The organism is Streptomyces sp. NPDC051907 (assembly GCF_040681075.1).
Taxonomy (GTDB): domain Bacteria; phylum Actinomycetota; class Actinomycetes; order Streptomycetales; family Streptomycetaceae; genus Streptomyces.
The window spans coordinates 70,972-90,610 of the sequence record NZ_JBFAYB010000021.1; the positions used below are offsets into that span (position 1 = coordinate 70,972).

Genomic DNA, 19,639 nt, shown 5'->3' on the forward strand with positions numbered 1-19,639 from the left:
TGAACGCACCCAGACTGTTCGGCGCTCTCCCGTCTCAGCTACTGAACAGGGCACGCCCATGTCTCCGACTTCCGCGCCCGAGACCGTCGACCAGAAGGCCGACGGCTCTCTCTCGCACGGACTCAAGCAACGCCACCTGTCGATGATCGCGCTCGGCGGCGTGATCGGAGCCGGGCTCTTCGTCGGCTCCGGCGCCGGCATCGCCGCGGCCGGCCCGTCCATCGTCATCGCCTACACGCTCTCCGGGCTGCTCGTCATGCTCGTGATGCGCATGCTCGGCGAGATGTCGGCGGCGAACCCGGCCTCCGGCTCCTTCTCCGTGCACGCCGAGCGGGCCATCGGCCCGTGGGCCGGGTTCACGGCGGGCTGGTCCTTCTGGTTCCTGCTCTGCGTGGCCGTCGGCCTCGAAGGCATCGGCGCTGCCAAGATCATGACCGGCTGGATGCCCGACACCCCGGAGTGGGCCTGGGTGGCCCTGTTCATGCTGGTGTTCTGCGCCACGAACCTGGCCGCGGTGAAGAACTTCGGCGAGTTCGAGTTCTGGTTCGCCGCCCTCAAGGTCGGCGCGATCACGCTCTTCCTGGTCATCGGCGTCCTCGCCATCCTCGGAGTTCTGCCGGGCACGGACGCGCCGGGCACGGCCAACCTCACCGGAGACGGCGGCTTCCTGCCGAACGGCAGCGAGGGGCTGATCATCGGCCTGCTCGCCTCCGTCTTCGCGTACGGCGGCCTGGAGACGGTCACCATCGCCGCGGCCGAGTCCGAGCACCCGGTGCAGGGCGTCGCCAAGGCCGTGCGCACGGCGATGTGGCGCATCGCGCTCTTCTACATCGGCTCGATGGCGGTCATCGTCACGCTGGTCCCGTGGGACGACCCGAAGGTCGTCGCGAAGGGCCCGTACGTCGCGGCGCTCGACTTCCTGGACATCCCGGCCGCCGGCGAGATCATGAACGTGGTCGTGCTGGTCGCCCTGCTCTCCGCCATGAACGCCAACATCTACGGCGCGTCCCGGATGGCCTGCTCGCTGGTCGCCCGCGGCCAGGGCCCGAAGGCGCTCGGCAAGGTCTTCGGCGGCGTTCCGCGCATCGCCGTGCTGGTCTCCTCCGTCTTCGGCTTCGGCTGTGTGCTGCTCAGCTACTGGCGGCCCGACGACGTCTTCCTGTGGCTGCTCAACATGATCGGCGCGGTGATCCTGGTCGTCTGGTTCTTCATCGCCGTCTCCCAGCTGCTGCTGCGCCGCCGCACCGAGCGCGAGGCGCCCGAGACGCTGGTCGTGCGGATGTGGCTGTACCCGGGGCTGACCTGGGTGGCGCTGGCGGCCATGGCGGCGGTCTTCGTCCTGATGTGGCGCGAGCCCGGCACGCGTACGCAGCTGTACTACACGGGCGGTCTGACCCTGGCCCTCGCGGCGGCGGGGTATCTGCTGCAGAAGTCGAAGGAGAAGGAGCGGGGCGGCGAGAGCGAGAAGGTGACGGACGCCGTCGGCTAGCCGTTGGCTCTCTCCTCTTCTCCTTGCCTCAGGCGCCGGACGGGCTGGTTCTCCAGCCGTCCGGCGCTTCGGCGTTCACGGCCGCGGGCCGCCCGGCGCTTCGGCGTCACGGCCGCGAGCCGCCCGGAGCCTGAGACGTTTTCACGGCCGCGGGCCGCCCGGCGGCGGCTCGCAGGGGACGTTCAGCCCGAGGAGCCCGCAGCGCGACCCGCTCCCGTCCATCCGCACCTCGGTGAGCGCCGTGTTCCGCAGCTGCGGGAAGACCCTGCGGTACTCGCCGAGCGGGATCGACAGCAGCTCGCACAGCACCAGCCGGAGCAGGGTGTTGTGGGCGACCACCAGCACCCGCTCCCCCTCGTGCTCCGCCGCGATGGCCCGCAGCGCCCGCGCCCCCCGCGCCGCCGCGGCCCGGGGGTCCTCCGCGTCCGGGAAGGGGTGCTGCGCCGGGTCCGCGCGGAAGGCGGCGGCCCGCTCGGGCTGCTCGGCCTCGAACTCCGCGAGGGTGCGCCCCTCCAGCACCCCGAAATCGCATTCGCGCAGCTCGTGTTCGCGCCGCGGCACGAGAGCCAGCGCCCTGGACGCGGGCTCCGCGGTGTCGATCGCGCGCGAGAGCGGAGAGGTCCAGATCGCGTCGACGGGGTGGCGGGCCGCCCACAGCCCCAGCCGGTGGGCCTGCCTGCGGCCCTCGTCGGTGAGCGCGACGTCGCTCGCCCCGGCGTACCGGTTCTCCGCGTGCCAGACGGTCTGGCCGTGCCTGACCAGCAGCAGTGTCGCGGTCATGGGGTCCCCTTCGTCGTGTCCGTGCGGGCGCGGGCGTGCGCGGCGACCGGCTCGGGCAGCCAGCCGCGCCGCTCCAGCTCCCCCACCATCGTCAGATACGGCTCGGCGAACCGTTCGCTGCGGCGCGGCCGCACCACATGGCGGAGCCGGACCATCCGCTCGGCGGCCTCGGCGAGAGTGGGGGCCGCGCCCGCCCCGTACGCGGCGAGGACGGCCATGCCCAGGGCGGGCTCGCTGTACCGCGGGATGCGGACGGACCGCCCGAGCACGTCGGCGCGCAGCTGGGTCCAGTAGTCGCTGCGGACGGCCCCGCCGGTGAAGGTGAGCGGCCCGTGCAGCGGCGCGCCCAGCAGGTCCAGGTAGTCCAGGCAGAGCCGCTCGGCCAGGCCCACGCCCTGGAGGAGCGCCGCCCAGTGCTCGGCCGGCGAGGCGGGCGCGCCGAGCAGGAAGCCGGTGGCGTCGGGGGCGAGGAAGGGGAAGCGCTCGCCCTGGGCGCCCAGCGGGTAGGCGACCGGGCCGGCCGGGTCGAAGCCGTGGGCGAGGGCGTCGAGGCGGGCCGGGTCCGCGTCGGGGAAGGCGGCGCGCAGGGCTCCGCCGCCGACGCCCGACGCGCCGCCGGGCAGCCAGCTCCCGTCCGGGGCGCGGTGGTTGTAGACGACGCCGGTCGGGTCGCGCAGGGGGGCGGCGGTGACTCCCTTGAGGACCAGGGTGGTGCCGAGGACCGAGTTCCACGAGCCGACGGCGAGCGAGCCCGAGGCGATCTGGGCCGCGCAGCCGTCGGTCATCCCGGCCACGATCAGCGTGCCCGCCGGGACGCCGGTCTCCTCGGCGGCGGCCCGGCACACCTCGCCGACCTTCGCGCCGGGCCGCACGACCTCGGGCAGGACGCCCTTCGGCAGGCTCAGCGCGCTGTCGTCGTAGCTCTCGCGCTCCGGGTCGTAGCCGGTCTTCAGAGCGTGGCTGGAGTCCGTGGGCAGGATCCGCCCGGCGAGCCTGGCGAGGATCAGATCGGCCTGGTGCAGCACGCGTACGTCGCGCCCGGCGCCGTGCTCCTTCAGCAGCAGCAGCGCCTTGCCCGGCCCGCGGGAGGGGGCGCGCCCGTCGTCGTACATCAGGGCGGGACCCAGCGGGCGGCCGGCCCGGTCGGCGAGGAGGACGGTGCCGGAGGTGGAGCAGACGGCGAGCGCGCGCGGGCCGGCGCCGGGGCCGGCCTCGCTCAGGGCCTCGCGGGCCGCGGCGCACACGGCCCGCCACCACTGCTCGGGGTCCTGCTCATGGCGCACGCCCTCCCGCCGCCCGGCCAGCGGGGCCGAGCCGCTGCCGAGGACGTCCCCGCGGTCGGCGGCGACGACCGCGCGGACGCTCTGTGTGCCGAGATCGATGCCCATCCACATACCGGCTCCCTCTGTGAACTTCACACTCTGCACCGAGAATTTCCGTTGCGCGAGGGATTGACGGCCAACTGGCGCTGTTCCAAGCTCTGTTAACCAGTCGGCTGAACGTGTTCGTACGACCGGGGTCACCCCTGTGCTTCGCGCCGTACGCCCTCTGCCCACACCGCACCGCCCACGACGACTCGGTCCCTCCGCTCCGCTCGCCGCGTCACCGCCTCCCCGCGGACCAGGCGCGCGAGCGGATCGGCTGGTCGCCGAGCTGCTGGCCGTCCGGCCTGAGAACCTGCTGCTGTTCGAGTCCGACAGGCCGGACAGACCAGGACGAAGGATCAAAGGGATCACCTCATGAGCACCCAGCAGCAGCGCGGCCCCGCCCCCCGCCAGGCGGCCATCGCCGAGTACGTCCTCGCCCAGGGCGAGGGGACCGCGGCCGAGCTCGCCGAGCGTTTCGACGTCAGCCTGATGACCATCCACCGGGACCTGGACGAGCTCGAACGGCAGGGCATCGTCAGAAAGTTCAGGGGCGGGGTCACCGCCCAGCCGTCGGGGGTCTTCGAGTCGAACGTCGCGTACCGGCTGAAGACCATGCGCGAGGAGAAGGCCGCCGTCGCCGCGCACGCGCTCACGCTGATAGAGCCGGGCATGGCGGTGATGCTCGACGACTCCACCTCCACCCTGGAGATAGCCCGCCGGCTCGGCTCGATCACACCGCTGACGGTGGTCACCAACTTCCTGGAGGCGCTGACCCTGCTCTCCGCCGAGCGCGGCATCCATCTGATGGCGCTCGGCGGCGACTACGACCCCCTGCACTCCTCCTTCCTGGGCGTGTCCTGCGTGGAGGCCGTGCAGTCGCTCCAGGTCGACCTCTGCTTCACCTCCACCTCCGCCGTCTCCGGCGGCTACGCCTACCACCAGGAGCAGCACATCGTGTCCGTCAAGCGGGCCATGCTCGACTCCGCTGCCCGCAACGTGCTGCTGCTGGACCACTCCAAGCTGGGCCGGGTGGCCCTGCACCGTCTCGCCCCGCTCTCCCGCTTCGACCTGGTGCTGGTCGACAGCGGCGCGCCGGCCGAGGCGCTGCGCGACCTCGACGAGCAGAAGGTCCCCTACCAGCTCTGCGAGGTGGGCGGTGCGTCATGAGGCAGGCGGTGGGCCGCCGTGACCGAGCCGGCCCTGCGCGGGCTCCCCAGGACGTACGCCCCTCTGGGCCGCCCCACGGTCGACGCGGTGCGCGGCCGGTCCGTGCGGGCCGCCGCCGACCCCGAGCACACCCCTGTCCTCGACGCCGAGACGGAAGAAGCCCTGAGATGAGAGTCCTCGCTGCCGGCGACCACTTCGTCCTCAACTCCCTGATCGCCGAGGCGCTCCGCCACGACCTCGCCGACACCCCCTTCGAGCTCTGCGAGCTCGCCCTGCCCTGGCCGCTGGAGCCCTTCGGCAAGGTCGCCGAGGTCGACGAGGCGAGCGACGTCGAGGACGCGCTGATCGAGGCGCTCGACGGGGTGGAGGCGTGCGTGACGCAGATGGCGCCCTTCACCGAGCGGGTGCTGGCCGCCTGCCCGTCGCTGCGGCTGATCGCCGTCTGCCGCGGCGGGCCGGTCAACGTCAACGCCGAGGCGGCGCGGGCCAGGGGCGTGCGGGTCTGCTCGGCGCCGGGGCGCAACGCCGCGGCGACGGCGGAGTTCACCGTCGGGCTGATGCTGGCGGCGCTGCGGCACATCCCCGAGGTCCACGACTCGCTGGCGCGCCAGGGCCGTTGGGACGCCTCGTACTACACCTACGAGCGCTGCGGGCTGGAGCTGGAGGACGCCCCCGTGGGCCTGGTCGGCTACGGCGCGGTCGGCAGCCGGGTCGCCCGGGTGCTGTCCGCGTTCGGAGCGGAGGTCGAGGTCTACGACCCGTATGTGCGCGGCGACGTGCACGGCATGCGCACCGACTCGCTCGACGCGCTGCTCTCCCGCTCCCGTGTGCTGACCCTGCACGCCCGGCTCACCCCCGAGACCCGGGGCCTGATCGGCGCCCGCGAGCTCGCCCTCATGCCCCGCGGCGCGGTGCTGGTCAACGTGGCGCGCGGCGGGCTGCTCGACACGGCTGCGCTGTGCGACGCCCTGGACAGCGGGCAGCTGGCGGCGGCGGCGCTGGACACCTACGAACAGGAGCCGCCCCCGCCGGGCTCCCGGCTGCTGGCCACGCGCGGCCTGGTGCTGACCCCGCATCTGGGCGGGGCGAGCCGCGCGGTGGCCCAGAAGGCGGCCCGCATCGCCGCGGCCGAGGTGGGCCGGCACGTCCGGGGCGAGCCGCTCGCGCACTGCCTGACCTGAGGCCGGCCGTGGCGGGGGGGGCGGCCCCGCCCCGCCCCCCCCCCCCCGGTGTTCCCGTGTGTCAGACCTCGGAGCGGACCGCGGCCACGAGGTGCTCCAGCGAGGTGCGGATCTCGGGCCGGCCGCGGGTCTTGAGCCCGCAGTCGAAGTTGGCCCACAGCCCCTCGGCCCTCATGGCCTCAAGTCCCTTGCGCAGCAGGGGCGATCTGCCGGCCGTCGCTTCCCAGACCGGCCCCAGTCCCGTACGTACGACAGCGGCGTTCCCCCTTGCCGCCGCAGGGCAGTGATCTCCACCAGATTCCCTCTCGCCACGCGCCTTTCTGGCCGACCGGGCGAGCCGTCCGCGGCGGCCGCCCTGCCCAGACCCGGCCAACAAACGCTGGAGACAAGCCACTTCGCCGCGCGCGCCCGTGCCGCGGCCTGACACTCACCCCGCAGCATGTTAGGTTAGGCAACCCTAAGTCGATCTCTGTGAGGGGTGCGGTGTGCGGGAACGGGAACCCGAACTAGCCGGGCGGACGGCGCTGGTGACCGGCGCCGGCCAGGGCATAGGCGAGGCCGTGGCGCGGCTGCTGGCCGACCAGGGCGCCTCCGTCGTCGCGGTCGACCGGGCCGCCGACGGAATCGCCGCCCTGGAGGCGGAGTACGGGAGCGACCGGATCGCCGCGCGCGCCGTCGACGTCACCGACCACGCGGCGGTAGACCGGCTGGTCGAGGAGACCGAACGGACCGTCGGCGAGCTGGACATCCTCGTCAACGTGGCCGGAGTGCTGCGCCCCTCCCGCGTCGTGGACCTCACCGACGAGGACTGGGACGACACCTTCGCGGTCAACTCCACCGGCGTCTTCCGCCTCTCCCGCGCCGCGGCCCGGAAGATGACCGCCCGGGGCGCCGGCTCCATCGTCACCGTCGGTTCCAACGCGGCGGGCGTCCCGCGCGCGGGCATGGCCGCCTACGCCGCGTCCAAGGCGGCGGCCACGCTCTTCACCAAGTGCCTCGGCCTCGAACTGGCCCGCAGCGGCGTGCGGTGCAACGTCGTGTCGCCCGGCTCCACCGACACCGCGATGCAGCGGCAGCTGTGGAGCGACCCCGAGGCGCGCAGCCGCGTCATCGACGGCGAGCCGTCCGCCTACCGCGTCGGCATCCCCCTCGGCCGGCTCGCCGAGCCCGTCGACGTCGCCGAGGCCGTCGCCTTCCTCGTCTCCGACCGGGCCCGCCACATCACCATGCACGACCTGTACGTCGACGGCGGCGCGACGCTGCGCGTGTGAGCCCGCGCCCACGAACCCGCCCGCTCCCCCGCGCGCTCCCCCAACCCGGCCCCCGCGCGGGCCGCCGAAGCGGCGACGCCCGTCCGCCCGCGCGCCCGGCCTGCGCTCAGCCCTGACCGGGCCCGCCCGCCTCCGCCCGTTTCCCGTTCCCCTCGCGCACCACTGAAAGGCACCGAACCCATGGCGCTCCCTGCCATCGCCCCCTACCCCATGCCCACCCCGGACTCCCTCCCCGCGAACAGGGTCGAGTGGACCGTGGACCCCAGCCGGGCCGTGCTCCTCGTGCACGACCTGCAGAACTACTTCCTGCGCGCGTTCGCCGAGGACGCCGCGCCGCTCACCGAGCTCCTCGACAACGTCGGCCGGCTGACCGCGTCCTGCCGCGCGGCCGGCGTCCCCGTCGTCTACTCCGCTCAGCCGGGCGGACAGACCCCGCTCGAGCGAGGTCTCCAGCAGGACTTCTGGGGCGCGGGCCTGCCCGACGACCCGCAGGCGGCGGCCATCGCGACGCCCGTGGCGCCCAAGGACGGGGACATCGTCCTCACCAAGTGGAAGTACAGCGCGTTCGCCCGCACCGACCTGGCCGAGCGGCTCGCCGAGCTGGGCCGGGACCAGCTGGTGATCTGCGGCGTCTACGCCCATATCGGCGTCATGACGACCGCCTGCGACGCGTGGATGCGGGACGTCCAGGCGTTCGTCGCCGCCGACGCCGTCGCCGACTTCTCCGCCGCCGAGCACGAGATGGCGCTGCGCTGGGCAGCCGGGCGGTGCGCCGTCGTCGCCACGACCGACACGCTCGTCCGCGGCGTCGAGGGGGCCTGAGGACCATGGCTCTGACGCTTCAGCAGATACGCGAGGACGTCGCCGACGCGCTCGGCGAGGACCCGGCGGACCTGCCCGACGACGAGAACCTTGTCGACTACGGCCTGGACTCGATCCGCATCATGAGCCTGGTCGAGCGCTGGCGGCGCGACCACGGCGTCGAGACGACCTTCGTCGACCTCGCCGAACGGCCCTCGATCGAGGTCTGGGCGAAGCTGCTGGGGGCCGTCTCATGACCCTCGCCGACACCGCCGCGCCCCGGGCGGAGGCCGGTGCGCGGGGCATGCCGCTCACGGCCGCCCAGAGCGGCATGTGGTTCGCCCAGGCCCTCGACCCGGACAGCCCCGCGCAGAACACCGCGGAGTGCATAGAGATCCACGGCCCGCTCGACCCGGTGCTCTTCGCCGAGGCGCTGCACCGGACGGTCGGCGAGACCGAGGCGCTGCGGGTCCGGGTCGAGGAGGGCGCGGACGGGCCGCGGCAGTTCGCGCTGGAGATCGAGCCGCCCGGACACGGCTTCCCGCTCCACGCGGCCGACCTGCGCGACCAGGGCGACCCGGACGCCGTCGCCGGGGCGTGGATGCACGACGACCTGGCGCGCCCCTTCGACCTGGCGGCGGGGCCGCTGTTCCGCCACGCCCTGTTCCAGGTGGGCGAGCGCCGCTGGCTCTGGTACCAGCGGGTGCACCACATCGTCCTGGACGGCTTCGGGTACTCGCTGGTCGCACGGCGGGTCGCCCAGGTGTACAGCGCCCTGGCCGCCGGCCGGGAGCCCGAGGGCAGCCCCTTCGGCCGGCTCGCCGACCTGGTCTCCGAGGACGCCGCGTACCGCGCGTCGGAGGCGTTCGACGCCGACCGGGCGCACTGGAGCGACGTCTTCGCCGACCGCCCCGAGGCGCCCAGCCTGGCCGCCCGCACCGCGCTGCCCTCGCGCACCTTCCACCGGCGCACCGTGCGCATCGGCGCCGACGTCACCGACCGGATCAAGGCGCTGGCCGGCTCCGTCCGCGCCACCTGGCCCGAAGTGCTGATCGCAGCCCAGGCGCTGTACCTCTCGCGCGCCACGAACTCCGACGAGGTGGTCCTCGGCCTCCCGTTGATGGGCCGTATGGGCTCGGCGGCGCTCCGCATCCCCGGCATGGTGATGAACGTGCTGCCCCTGCGGCTCACCGTCGCCCCGGAGGCGACGTTCGCAGAGCTGATCCGGCAGGTCGTCCTCGGCATCCGCGCGGCCCGCCGCCACCAGCGCTACCGCTACGAGGACATCCGCCGCGACCTCTCCCTGCTCGGCGGACGCCGGGCCCTGGTCGGGCCCCTGGTCAACGTGATGCCGTTCGACTACGGGCTGGAGTTCGCCGGAGCGCCCTCCGACGCCCACAACCTCTCCGCCGGCCCGGTCGACGATCTGACCGTCAACGTCTACGACCGGGCCGACGGCGCCGGGCTGCGCATCGACTACGACGGCAATCCCGAGCTCTACGAGGAGCACGAACTCGCCGTCCACCAGGACCGGTTCCTCGATCTGCTCTCCCGTCTCGCCGACGCCGACGCGCAGATCCCGCTCGCGGCGCACAGCCTCGCGTCCGAGGCCGAACAGGACCTGGTCCTCGCGGAGTTCAACGACACCGCCAGACCGGCGCCGCCCACGACGCTCCTCGCTCCGTTCGAGGCGCAGGCGGTCCGCACCCCAGGCGCGCCCGCGCTCGTCGCCGAAGGGCAGACCATCGGCTACGCCGAGCTGTCCGCCCGCGCCAACCGGCTCGCCCGGCATCTGGTCGCCCTCGGCGTGCGGCCGGGGTCGGTCGTCGCCGTCGCCGTGCCCCGCTCCGCCGAGCTGGTCGTGGCGCTGCTGGCGGTGCTCAAGGCGGGCGGCGCGTATCTGCCGCTCGACCCGGACTATCCGCCGGACCGGCTCGCCTTCATGGTCGAGGACGCCGCTCCGGCCTGCGTCGTCGTCGACGCTCCCGGCCGGGCGCCGGCCTCGGACGTGCCGACCGCGGTCCTGGAGGGCCTCGACCTCTCCGGGTACCCGGACACCGCGCCGGGCTGCGCCCTGACGCCCGATCATCCCGCGTACGTCATCTACACCTCGGGCTCCACCGGCCGCCCCAAGGGCGTGGTCGTGCCGCACTCTGCGATCGACAACCGGCTGCGCTGGATGCAGTCCGCGTATCCGCTGGCCGCCGACGACCGGGTGCTGCAGAAGACGCCGTCCGGGTTCGACGTGTCGGTGTGGGAGTTCTTCTGGGCGCTGCGCGAGGGGGCGGCGCTCGTCGTCGCCGAGCCCGGCGGCCACAAGGACCCGGCCTACCTCGCCCGGACGATCCGCGAACAGGGCGTGAGCGTCTGCCACTTCGTGCCGTCCATGCTCCAGGTCTTCCTCGCCGAGCCGGAGTCGGCGTCCTGCACGGGGCTGCGCCAGGTGTTCTGCAGCGGCGAGGCGCTGGCGCGCGAGACGGCGCAGGAGTTCGCCCGGGTGCTGCCGAACGTGCCGCTGCACAATCTGTACGGGCCGACCGAGGCCGCCGTCGACGTGACGTACCACGGCTGCCGGCCCGGCGACACCGGTCCGGTGCCGATCGGCCGGCCCGTCTGGAACACCCGGCTGTACGTGCTGGACGCGGCGCTCACGCCGTGTCCGCCCGGCGTCCTGGGCGAGCTCTATCTCGCGGGCGCGCAGCTGGCCTCCGGCTATCTGGGCCGGCCGGGCCTGACCGCGTCCCGGTTCGTCGCCGACCCGTTCGGCCCGGCGGGCGCGCGCATGTACCGCACCGGGGACCTCGCGCGCTGGAGCGCGGACGGCGAGGTCGAGTATCTGGGCCGCACCGACCACCAGGTCAAGCTGCGCGGCCTGCGCATCGAACTCGGCGAGATCGAGGCGGCGCTGGCCGCGGATCCGGCCGTGGCGGCGGCGTGCGCGCTGGTGCGCGAGGACCGGCCCGGCGACCAGCGGCTGGTCGGCTATGTCACCGCGGCCGACCTCCGGCCGGGGGCCGCACCGGACCCGGCGGCGCTGCGCGAGCGGCTGACGGCCGCGCTGCCCGACTACATGGTCCCCGGCGCGATCGTCGTCCTGGACGACTTCCCGCTGAGCCCCAACGGCAAGCTGGACCGCAAGGCGCTGCCCGCGCCCGCCTCCGCCGCCGCGGGGAGCGGTCGCGCGCCGGCGAGCCATCTGGAGGAGACCCTCGCCCGGCTGTTCGCCGACGCGCTGGGGCTGGAGTCGGTGGGCGTGGACGACGCCTTCTTCGACCTGGGGGGCACGTCCTTGCTGGCCGCGCCGCTGGTGCGGCGGGTGCGCGAGACGCTGGGGAGGGATCTGACGATCGGCGCCCTCTTCCAGGCGCCCACGCCCGCCGCGCTCGCCGCGAGGCTGGGCGCCGGGGACGACGGCGGATCGCAGGACGCGCTGGGCGTGCTGCTGGCGCTGCGCGCCCGCGGCGAGCGCACCCCGCTGTTCGTCCTGCATCCCGCGGGCGGCATCAGCTGGTGCTACTCGGGGCTGCTCTCGCGTCTGGCGCCGGATCAGCCGGTGTACGGACTCCAGGCGCGCGGGCTCGTCCACGACGAGGAGCTCCCCGCCACCATGGAGGAGATGGCGGCCGACTACGCGGAGCACATCCGAGGCGTCCAGCCGCACGGCCCCTACCGGCTGCTCGGCTGGTCCGTCGGCGGGGTGCTCGCGCACACCGTCGCCGTGCGCCTCCAGGAGGCGGGCGAGCGCGTGGAGCTGCTGGCGCTGCTGGACGCCTACCCCTCCGACCAGTGGCGCGACCAGGCCGTCCCGAGCGAGACGGACGCCCTGACCGCGCTGCTGCGGATGGCCGGCTTCGACCGCGGCGGCGAGCTGACCCGAGAGGACGTGCTGGCCACCCTTCAGCGGGAGGGCAGCGCGCTGGCCGGGCTGTCGGAGCGGACCCTGTCGGCGGTCGTCGACATCGTGGTCAACAACGCCCGGCTGATGCGCACCCACGACCACCGGGTGTTCGAGGGCGACACGCTGTTCTTCACGGCGACCGCGCCCCGGGCGGAGGACTGGCTGACGCGCGAGGCGTGGTCGCCGTACGTCAGCGGCGCCGTGCACAACCACGACGTCGGCTGTCTGCACCCGCAGATGACCCAGTCCCCCTACATCGAGCCGATCGCGGCGGTGCTCGCCGCCCGGCTGAGGGAGCTCGACGGCTGACGCGCCCCGGCGTCGAGGGACGGCGCGGTCCGGCGCCGTCCCTCGACGCGCGTTGCCGGTCGACGCGCACGGCGGCCCCGGCGGGGCGGCGCCGCCCCGCCGGGGCCGCCCGCTACAGGCGTCCTGAGCGGCGCTCTTGCAGGAGCAGCCAGGCGAGGTAGATCCCGCCGCCGACTCCGGTCACCACGCCGACGGGCAGCAGCGCCGAGTCGGTGATCCGCTGGGTCGCCCAGTCGGCCCCCGCGACCAGCACCGCGCCCGTCCACGCGGCGGGCAGCACGTTCGGGCCGGGGGCGCGGGTGATGCGCGCGGCCAGCTGGGGCGCGGCGAGGGCGACGAAGGGGATGGGGCCGGCCGCCGCGACCGCCATGGCGGTCAGACCGGTCCCCGCCGCAAGCAGCACCAGCCGGCTGCGCTCCGGAGCGACGCCGAGCGCCGCAGCGGTGTCGTCGCCCATCTCCAGCAGCGTGAGCCGGCGCCCGTACAGCAGCACGACGGGCGCCACGGCGGCCAGACCGATCACGGCGATCCATACGTCGCTCCAGCCGCGGCCGTTGAGCGAGCCGACCATCCAGGTGGCCGCCTGCGCGGCCTTGCCGATGTCCGCCCGGACGTAGAGGTAGCTGGTCGCCGAGCCCAGCACGGCGGACGCGCCGATGCCGACCAGGATCAGCCGGTAGCCGTGCACGCCCCGCTTGAAGGCGAGCAGATAGACGGCGACGGCCGTCGCCAGTCCGCCCAAGACCGCTCCGAGCGCGGTCTGCGGCGCTCCGGCGTCCAGCACGATGATGGCGACCAGGGCCCCGGCCGAGGCGCCGTTGCCGAAGCCGATGATGTCCGGGCTGCCCAGCGGGTTGCGGGACAGGGACTGGAAGACCGCGCCGGCCATGCCCATCGCGAAGCCCACGAGCAGTCCGTCCAGGGCTCGGGGGAGCCGCAGGTCCAGCACGATGAACTCGGCGCCGGGCGGTCCCCCGCCGGCGATCGTCTGCACCACCTCCCAGGGGCTGAGCTGGTAGCGGCCGCTGCCGACGGCGAGCACCGTCACCGCGGCCGCGATCAGCATCAGGGCGGTGCACGCCGCCAGGGACCGCCGGTCGTAGCGCAGGGACCAGCCGCCCGGGGCGCGCACATGGTCCCGTGCGACGCTCGTGTACTTGAGCAGGGTCACAGCTGGACTGCCTTCCGCTGCCGGACCAGATGGATGAAGAGCAGCCCGCCGACGAAGGCGGTGACGATGCCCACCTCGATCTCGGACGGCGGCACGACGACGCGTCCGACGACGTCGGAGGCGAGCAGGAGCGCCGGCGCGTAGAGCGCGCAGGCGGGGAACAGCCAGCGCGGGTCGGGTCCGGTGAAGGCCCGTACCGCGTGCGGGATCATCAGGCCGACGAAGCCGATGGGCCCGCAGACGGCGGTCGCGGCGCCGCACAGCAGGGTGATGGCGACGATCGACAGCACCCGGGTGCGGCCCACGTGCGCGCCGAGCGCTCGGGCGGAGTCGTCGCCGAGGGCCAGCGCGCCGAGCGGCCGGGACAGGGCGAAGGCCAGCAGCGCGCCCGCGACCAGCAGGGGCAGGGCTTTCAGCAGCAGGCCGGCGTCGCGTCCCGCGAGCGTGCCTATGGCCCAGTGGCGCATGGTCTCCAGCGCGCCGAGGTCGACGAGCTGGAGTCCGTTGACGTAGCCGAACAGGGCGGCGTTGACGGCGGTTCCGGCGAGGGCGAGCCGGACGGGGGTGGCGGTGCGGCTGCCGCCGAGCAGGTTGACCAGGACGGCGGCGGCGCCCGCGCCGGCCAGGGCGAACCACAGGTAGACGTCGAAGGAGCGGATGCCGAACAGGCTGATGGCGGTGACCACGGCGGCGGAGGCGCCCGCGTTGACCCCGAGCAGCCCGGGGTCGGCGAGCGGGTTGCGGGTGAGGGTCTGCATCAGCGCCCCGGCGACGCCGAGGGCCGCGCCCGCCGCGATGCCGATGAGGGTGCGCGGCAGGCGAAGTCCGCGGACGATGCCGTCGTTCTTGGCGCCCGACGGGTCGAACAGGCCGGAGAGGACCTGGTCCAGGGGGATCTGCTTGGCGCCGACGGCCAGACTCGCCGCGACCGCCGCCGCCAGCAGGACGAGCCCGAGGAGGAGGCCGCCGGCGCGCAGGGCGGCGCGCCGACGGGCGGGTGTGGGCGCGGATTCGTCGGCGTCGGCGCCGCGCAGCGTCTGGGCGGTGGCGCTCATCGGGTCCGTTCCGTCTCGGGAGCGGCGATGTGCGCCTCCGCTACGGGGGCGTCGATGCGCGTCCGTGTTTCCGGGGCGTCGGTCGGCGTCGGCGTTTCCGGGGCACCGATCTGGCGGGTCTCCGTTCCCGCCGTGTAGTGCTTCCACAGCCCGCTGTACACGCCGCCTTGGGCGAGCAGCTGTTCATGGGTGCCCTGTTCGGCGACGCGGCCCTGGTCCAGGACGACGATCCGGTCGGCGCGGGCGGCGGTGGCGAGCCGGTGGGCCACGACGACGGTCGTCCGCCGCCCGGCCAGTCGCTCTCCCGCGCGTGCCACGGCCTGTTCGGTGGCGGGGTCGAGCGAGGCGGTGGCCTCGTCGAGCAGCAGCAGCCCCGGGTCGACGAGTTCGGCGCGGGCGAGGGCGACGAGCTGCCGCTGACCGGCGGAGAGCGACGCTCCGCGCTCGCCGACCGGCTGGCGGAAGCCGTACGGCTGGGCGGCGACGGCTTCCAGCGCGCCGACCGCACGCGCGGCGGCCTCGACGTCGGCGTCGGTGGCGTCGGGGCGTCCGTAGCGGATGTTGTCGGCGATGTCGCCGGTGAAGAGGTGGGCCTCCTGGGGGACGTAGCCGATGAGCCGGCGGTAGCCGGAGGCGGGCCAGTCGCGGACGTCGGCGCCGTCGACGGTGACCCGGCCGGCGGCGGGATCGTAGAACCTGGCCAGCAGCTTGACGACGGTGGACTTGCCCGCGCCGGTCGGGCCGACCAGGGCGACGGTCTCGCCCGCCTCGACCGTCAGCGCGGCGCCGCGTAGCGAGGGGGCCTCGGCGCCGGGGTAGGAGTGGGTGACGTCGTGCAGCTCGACGCGGCCGGCCAGCCGCTCCGGCAGGGGCGCGGGGTCGGCGCTCTCCGGCACGGACGGGGCGATGCGCAGCAGCTCCACCGTGCGGCGCAGGCCGACGGAGGCCTGCTGGTAGCTGTCGAACGCCTGGGAGAGCTGCTGGATCGGGGCGAAGAACATGCCCAGATAGAGCATGAAGGCCACGAGCACGCCTGAGCTGAGGTCGCCGTCCGCGACCAGGGTCGTGCCGGTCAGCAGGACCAGGGCGCGCGAGAGCTCGGCGCAGAGGTTGACGGCGGGGAAGTAGACGGACGCGTAGCGCTGGGCGCGCAGCCGGGCGGCGCGGTAGGCCTCGGACAGCCGGCCGAAGTCCTGTGCGGAGCCCTTCTCCTGGACGTGGGCCTGCGCGGTGCGCAGTCCGCTGACGTTCTCCTGGAGGCTGGAGTTGACCTCGCCGATACGGCGGCGGGCTTCGTCGTACGCAGCCGACGACAGCCGCCAGAACACGAAGGCGGCGGTGATCACGAGCGGCAGCAGGGCCAGTGCGGCGAGCGCGAGCGGCGGGTGGACGAGGGTCATGGCGCAGATCGCGCCGGTCACGGTGGCCAGGGAGGCGACGGAGGTGAGCAGTCCGGTCTGCAGGAAGGCGGAGAGCGCGTCGACGTCGTTGACGATGCGGGTCATGATCTGGCCGCCGCGCTCGCGTTCGTAGAAGTCCATGCCGAGCCGCTGGAGCTGGGCGAAGGCGCGCACGCGCAGTCCGTACAGGACGCGTTCGCCGGCGCGCCGGGTGACGCGGCCCTGGAGGGTGAACGCGGCCCAGCCGACGGCCACCGCGAGGGCGGCGAGGACCGCGGAGAGGGCGAGGGCGGCCGAGTCGTCGGCGCCGACGCCCTCGTCGAGGCCGTGGCGTACGAGCAGCGGCAGGGCGACCGCGGCGGCGGTGTCGACGACGAGCAGGGCGAGTCCGAGCAGCAGCGGCAGCCGTACGGGCCGCAGCAGTCGGCGCAGCGAGATCTTCTCGTCGTGGGCGCGCAGTTCGCCGTCGTCGAGCCGGGGGTCGTCGTCGGGTACGTCGTCGGGCGCCGGCCCTGCGGCGTCGGGGCGGTCGGGCCACAGGTCGGGGGTGATGCCGTCGACGGCGTGCCGGGGCGGGGCGGTGCGCTCGTCGAGGGAGCCGCTGGCGCCGGCGAGCAGTTCGTTGAAGAGCGGGCAGCGGGCGGTCAGTTCGGCTTCGGAGCCGACGTCGACGAGGCGTCCGCCGTCCAGGACGGCGATGCGGTCGGCGAGGGCGAGGGTGGAGCGGCGGTGGGCGATCAGGACCGTGGTGCGCTCCTGGGCGACGGCGCGCAGGGTGGACTGGATGGCCGCCTCGGTGGCCGGGTCGACGGCGGAGGTCGCGTCGTCGAGGACCAGGACGAGGGGCGCGGAGAGCAGCGCTCGGGCGAGGGCGACGCGCTGGCGCTGTCCGCCGGACAGGCCCAGTCCGCGCTCGCCGACCTCGGTGGCGTAGCCGCCGGGGAGTTCGCTGATGAAGGCGTGTGCTCCGGCGGCCTCGGCGGCGGCCCGCACGTCGTCGTCGCTCGCGTCGGGCCGTGCGTAGGCGATGTTGTCGCGGATGGAGCAGGAGAAGAGGAAGGGGTCCTCGAAGACGGTTCCGACGGCTGAGCGCAGGGAGTCGAGGGCGATGTCCTTGACGTCGGCGCTCGCTGCGGGCGGGCCGATGCGGACGCTGCCGTTCTGCGGGTCGTAGAACCGGCTGAGCAGCAGGGAGACGGTGGACTTCCCGGAGCCGGGCGGGCCGACGACGGCGAGCGTCTCGCCCGCGCGGACGGTGAGGGAGACCTCGCTGAGCACCGGGTCGCTGGGCGCGTAGCCGAAGGTCACGTCGCGCAGCTCGACTTCGAGCGGGCCGTCGGGGACGGGGGCGGCGTGCGGCGCGTCCGTCACGTCGGGCTTGGCGTCGATGAGTTCGTAGACGCGTTCGGCGGCGGCCCTGGCCTGCTGGGCGGTGATGGTGAAATTGGCCAGAAGTCGCGCAGGTCCGGCGAGCAGGGTCAGATAGCCGGCGAAGGCGAGGAAGGTGCCGACGTCGATGGCGCCGCGCAGGGCGAGGGCGCCGCCGAGGGCGAGCACGGCGACCTGTCCGGCGGGCGGGAGCGCGGCCATGGTCGCGGTCGCGCCGGCCTGGAGGCGGGAGACCCGGATGCGGTGGGCGAACAGGCGGCGGGCGGCGGCGGTGAGCCGGGCGGTCTCGCGGTTCTCCTGGCCGAAGCCCTTGACGACGCGTACGCCGGTGACGGTCTCCTCGACGTGCTCGGCGATGGCGGCGGCCCGTGCCTGTGCGCCGCGGGTCGCGGGCACGAGCCGCTTGCGGCTGCGGGCGGCGACGAGCGCGAGCGTGGGGACGACGGCCAGGGCGACGACGGTGAGCGGCGCGGAGAGGTAGAGCATCGCGGCGACGGAGACCAGGAACAGCGCGCTGACGCCGATGGGGATCGGCAGCATGCCGAGCATGACCTGGACCTGCTGGAGGTCGCTGTTGGCGCGGGAGACGACCTGCCCGGTGCGCAGGGCGTCCTGCTTCACGCCGTCGTAGCGCTGCACCGCGTCGAACACCTGGGTGCGCAGCTGGTGTTGGACGGCGAGGGCGAGCTTGCCGGCGTAGAAGCGGCGGGTGAACTCCGCGCCGAACTGGACGAGGGCCAGTACGGCGAGCAGTGCGACGAGCGGGCCGATGCGGTCGGTCCGGCCGGCGACCGCGTCGTTCACCGCGATGCCGGCCAGCAGGGGCCCGAACGCCTCGAGTCCGGTGCCGAATACGGAGCTGAGCAGAACGGCGGCCATGAGCTTCGGACGGCTGCGGCACGCGGCGGCCAGCCGTCGTATCCAGCCAGAGTCAGTTCTGGGGGGTGTCGTTGATCCAGTAAGCACGAAGTTAGCTTAGGCTAAGCTAACTATCAGCTGCTCCGGGTGGCTCGATCACGCTCGCCCACGACGGCTCGCCGACCGCCAGCGCACCTTGCCACGACCACTTTTGACGGTGCGTCACAGGCGGTCAACAGTACAGATGAAAGCGGGGAGACATGCGTGTCCTGTTCGCCGGGCCGCCCTTCTTCGGGCTGCTCTATCCCATGGTTCCGCTGGCCCACGCGCTGCGCGCCGCGGGCCACGAGGTGCTCGTCGGCACGTGCGGCGCCGCGGTGGAGCACGCCGCGCGCGCCGGGCTGCCCGTCGTCGACTGCGCGCCGGGCATCGACCCCGACGCCCTGTACGCCCAGATGGAGAAGGACCGCCGAGGACGCAAGCCGCCCGCCCCCGGCGAGGGCGAGGAGCCGCCCCGCGGGAGGGGTTTCTCCTTCTTCAGCGACGAGATGGCAGACCACATGGTGAAAGTGGCCGAAACTTGGCGACCGGACCTCGTGGTGCACACCCCCCTCGGCGTCGTGGGCCAGCTCGTGGCCGCGAAGCTGGGCGTTCCCTCGGTGCTGCACGCCGTCGGCTTCGGGCACACCGGCGCGCATGTACGCATGATCAATAACACCCTCGCGGAAGCCTACGCCCGCCACGGCCTCGACGGCCCCGAGCCCGTCGCGGCCTGGCTCGATGTCGCCCCTCCGTCCATGAGCAGCACCGACGAGCCGAACCGCTGGTTCCTGCGGTACGTGCCCTACAACGGCGGCGCGGCCCTGCCCGACTGGCTCTACGAGAAGACGGACCGGCCGAGGATCGCCGTCACCCTCGGGACCGTACGGCCGGTCGTCGACGGCGTCTCGCCCGTGCAGTGGGTCGTGGACGCGGCCCGCGAGATCGACGCGGAGTTCGTCCTGGCCCTCGGCGGCGCCGACCTCAGCTCGCTGGGGCCGCTTCCGGACAATGTCCGGCCCGTCTCCTGGATACCGCTGGGCGCGCTGCTCGCCGCCTGCGACGCCGTCGTCCACCACGGCGGCGCGGGCACCACCCTCACCGCCCTCGACTCCGGACTCCCCCAGATCGTCCTCGGCGAGGGAGCCGACCGCCCGGCGAACGCCGCGGCCGTACGCGCCAGGGGCTGCGGCCTCGTCCCCGACGGGCCCGCCTCGCTCACCCCCAAGCTGGTCGAGCAGCTGCTGAGCGACGAGACGCTCCGCGTCAACGCCCGTGCCGCGGCGGCCGAGATGGCCGCGATGCCCAGCCCCGCCGACGTCGTCGTACGGCTCGTGGAGCTGGCGCGCGCCCGACGCACCGACGGGAGCGAGGGGTGAACGGCACGGCCCCCACCGCACGGGGCGCCTCCCACGACCCGGCCGCGGCCGTGTCGACCGGCGCCCAGCCGGGCGCTCCCCTGGC

Annotated in this window: 14 protein-coding genes and 1 pseudogene; 9 read left to right on the forward strand and 6 right to left on the reverse strand. The window is 74.2% G+C overall.

The window, feature by feature from the left end; all coding sequences use genetic code 11:
* Positions 1 to 58 precede the first annotated feature (58 nt).
* Positions 59 to 1,489: an amino acid permease gene (locus AB0M39_RS14650; RefSeq protein ID WP_365364005.1), complete on the forward strand. Its 1,431-nt coding sequence runs from the start codon at positions 59 to 61 to the stop codon at positions 1,487 to 1,489.
* 141 nt (positions 1,490 to 1,630) lie between these two features.
* Here the strand turns inward: AB0M39_RS14650 and AB0M39_RS14655 are convergent, their stop codons facing one another.
* Together AB0M39_RS14655 and AB0M39_RS14660 are read right to left on the reverse strand one after the other, a co-directional pair.
* On the reverse strand, positions 1,631 to 2,269 hold the full coding sequence (locus tag AB0M39_RS14655) for a histidine phosphatase family protein (RefSeq protein WP_365364007.1): 639 nt from the start codon (positions 2,267 to 2,269) through the stop codon (positions 1,631 to 1,633).
* The gene (locus AB0M39_RS14660) at positions 2,266 to 3,663 is read right to left on the reverse strand and encodes an FGGY family carbohydrate kinase (RefSeq protein WP_365364009.1); all 1,398 of its coding nucleotides are present in this window, start codon (positions 3,661 to 3,663) and stop codon (positions 2,266 to 2,268) included. The genes AB0M39_RS14655 and AB0M39_RS14660 overlap by 4 nt, the downstream gene beginning before the upstream one ends.
* A gap of 345 nt (positions 3,664 to 4,008) precedes the next feature.
* Here AB0M39_RS14660 and AB0M39_RS14665 point away from each other — a divergent pair, with 345 nt between their 5' ends.
* Genes AB0M39_RS14665 through AB0M39_RS14675 form a run of 3 tightly spaced genes read left to right on the forward strand, consistent with a single transcriptional unit; the run spans position 4,009 to position 5,984 of the window.
* Positions 4,009 to 4,803 carry a DeoR/GlpR family DNA-binding transcription regulator gene (locus tag AB0M39_RS14665; RefSeq protein ID WP_365364011.1) on the forward strand — a complete coding sequence of 265 codons (795 nt, stop codon included), beginning with the start codon at positions 4,009 to 4,011 and terminating at the stop codon, positions 4,801 to 4,803.
* 18 nt (positions 4,804 to 4,821) lie between these two features.
* On the forward strand, positions 4,822 to 4,974 hold the full coding sequence (locus tag AB0M39_RS14670) for a hypothetical protein (protein ID WP_365364013.1): 153 nt from the start codon (positions 4,822 to 4,824) through the stop codon (positions 4,972 to 4,974).
* Positions 4,971 to 5,984, forward strand: a complete 1,014-nt coding sequence (locus AB0M39_RS14675) for a 2-hydroxyacid dehydrogenase (RefSeq protein ID WP_365364015.1) — start codon at positions 4,971 to 4,973, stop codon at positions 5,982 to 5,984. Before AB0M39_RS14670 ends, AB0M39_RS14675 begins: the two co-directional genes overlap by 4 nt.
* A 61-nt stretch (positions 5,985 to 6,045) precedes the next feature.
* Here AB0M39_RS14675 and AB0M39_RS14680 read toward each other — a convergent pair.
* Positions 6,046 to 6,183 (reverse strand): annotated as a pseudogene (locus AB0M39_RS14680) (5-methyltetrahydropteroyltriglutamate--homocysteine methyltransferase); the annotation flags it as partial.
* 286 nt (positions 6,184 to 6,469) lie between these two features.
* Here AB0M39_RS14680 and AB0M39_RS14685 point away from each other — a divergent pair.
* The 4 genes from AB0M39_RS14685 (at position 6,470) to AB0M39_RS14700 (ending at position 12,263) form a co-directional block, all read left to right on the forward strand.
* Positions 6,470 to 7,255 carry a 2,3-dihydro-2,3-dihydroxybenzoate dehydrogenase gene (locus AB0M39_RS14685; protein WP_365364017.1) on the forward strand — a complete coding sequence of 262 codons (786 nt, stop codon included), beginning with the start codon at positions 6,470 to 6,472 and terminating at the stop codon, positions 7,253 to 7,255.
* A gap of 180 nt (positions 7,256 to 7,435) precedes the next feature.
* Positions 7,436 to 8,077 (forward strand): isochorismatase family protein, encoded by a 642-nt coding sequence (locus tag AB0M39_RS14690; RefSeq protein WP_365364019.1) that lies wholly within the window; start codon positions 7,436 to 7,438, stop codon positions 8,075 to 8,077.
* Between the two features lie 5 nt (positions 8,078 to 8,082).
* Positions 8,083 to 8,313: a phosphopantetheine-binding protein gene (locus AB0M39_RS14695; RefSeq protein ID WP_365364021.1), complete on the forward strand. Its 231-nt coding sequence runs from the start codon at positions 8,083 to 8,085 to the stop codon at positions 8,311 to 8,313.
* Entirely contained in the window at positions 8,310 to 12,263 is a 3,954-nt protein-coding gene (locus tag AB0M39_RS14700) for an amino acid adenylation domain-containing protein (RefSeq protein WP_365364023.1), read from the forward strand. The genes AB0M39_RS14695 and AB0M39_RS14700 overlap by 4 nt, the downstream gene beginning before the upstream one ends.
* A 112-nt stretch (positions 12,264 to 12,375) precedes the next feature.
* Here the strand turns inward: AB0M39_RS14700 and AB0M39_RS14705 are convergent, their stop codons facing one another.
* The 3 genes from AB0M39_RS14705 to AB0M39_RS14715 are packed head-to-tail and all read right to left on the reverse strand — an operon-like array spanning position 12,376 to position 18,157.
* On the reverse strand, positions 12,376 to 13,434 hold the full coding sequence (locus tag AB0M39_RS14705) for an iron chelate uptake ABC transporter family permease subunit (protein WP_365364026.1): 1,059 nt from the start codon (positions 13,432 to 13,434) through the stop codon (positions 12,376 to 12,378).
* A complete protein-coding gene (locus AB0M39_RS14710; protein ID WP_365364029.1) occupies positions 13,431 to 14,489 on the reverse strand; it encodes an iron chelate uptake ABC transporter family permease subunit in 1,059 nt (352 codons plus the stop codon). Before AB0M39_RS14710 ends, AB0M39_RS14705 begins: the two co-directional genes overlap by 4 nt.
* Positions 14,486 to 18,157: an ABC transporter ATP-binding protein gene (locus AB0M39_RS14715; protein ID WP_365364031.1), complete on the reverse strand. Its 3,672-nt coding sequence runs from the start codon at positions 18,155 to 18,157 to the stop codon at positions 14,486 to 14,488. Before AB0M39_RS14715 ends, AB0M39_RS14710 begins: the two co-directional genes overlap by 4 nt.
* A 239-nt stretch (positions 18,158 to 18,396) precedes the next feature.
* On the opposite strand from AB0M39_RS14715, the gene AB0M39_RS14720 reads away from it, so the two are divergent.
* On the forward strand, positions 18,397 to 19,554 hold the full coding sequence (locus AB0M39_RS14720) for a nucleotide disphospho-sugar-binding domain-containing protein (protein ID WP_365364034.1): 1,158 nt from the start codon (positions 18,397 to 18,399) through the stop codon (positions 19,552 to 19,554).
* Positions 19,555 to 19,639: the final 85 nt, after the last annotated feature.

Bases quoted from the DNA above. Each gene is read 5' to 3' on its own strand.
- AB0M39_RS14650 (WP_365364005.1), top strand. From the start codon at position 59: ATGTCTCCGACTTCCGCGCCCGAGACCGTCGACCAGAAGGCCGACGGC.
- AB0M39_RS14655 (WP_365364007.1), bottom strand. From the start codon at position 2,269: ATGACCGCGACACTGCTGCTGGTCAGGCACGGCCAGACCGTCTGGCAC.
- AB0M39_RS14660 (WP_365364009.1), bottom strand. From the start codon at position 3,663: ATGTGGATGGGCATCGATCTCGGCACACAGAGCGTCCGCGCGGTCGTC.
- AB0M39_RS14665 (WP_365364011.1), top strand. From the start codon at position 4,009: ATGAGCACCCAGCAGCAGCGCGGCCCCGCCCCCCGCCAGGCGGCCATC.
- AB0M39_RS14675 (WP_365364015.1), top strand. From the start codon at position 4,971: ATGAGAGTCCTCGCTGCCGGCGACCACTTCGTCCTCAACTCCCTGATC.
- AB0M39_RS14690 (WP_365364019.1), top strand. From the start codon at position 7,436: ATGGCGCTCCCTGCCATCGCCCCCTACCCCATGCCCACCCCGGACTCC.
- AB0M39_RS14695 (WP_365364021.1), top strand. From the start codon at position 8,083: ATGGCTCTGACGCTTCAGCAGATACGCGAGGACGTCGCCGACGCGCTC.
- AB0M39_RS14700 (WP_365364023.1), top strand. From the start codon at position 8,310: ATGACCCTCGCCGACACCGCCGCGCCCCGGGCGGAGGCCGGTGCGCGG.
- AB0M39_RS14710 (WP_365364029.1), bottom strand. From the start codon at position 14,489: ATGAGCGCCACCGCCCAGACGCTGCGCGGCGCCGACGCCGACGAATCC.
- AB0M39_RS14715 (WP_365364031.1), bottom strand. From the start codon at position 18,157: ATGGCCGCCGTTCTGCTCAGCTCCGTATTCGGCACCGGACTCGAGGCG.
- AB0M39_RS14720 (WP_365364034.1), top strand. From the start codon at position 18,397: ATGCGTGTCCTGTTCGCCGGGCCGCCCTTCTTCGGGCTGCTCTATCCC.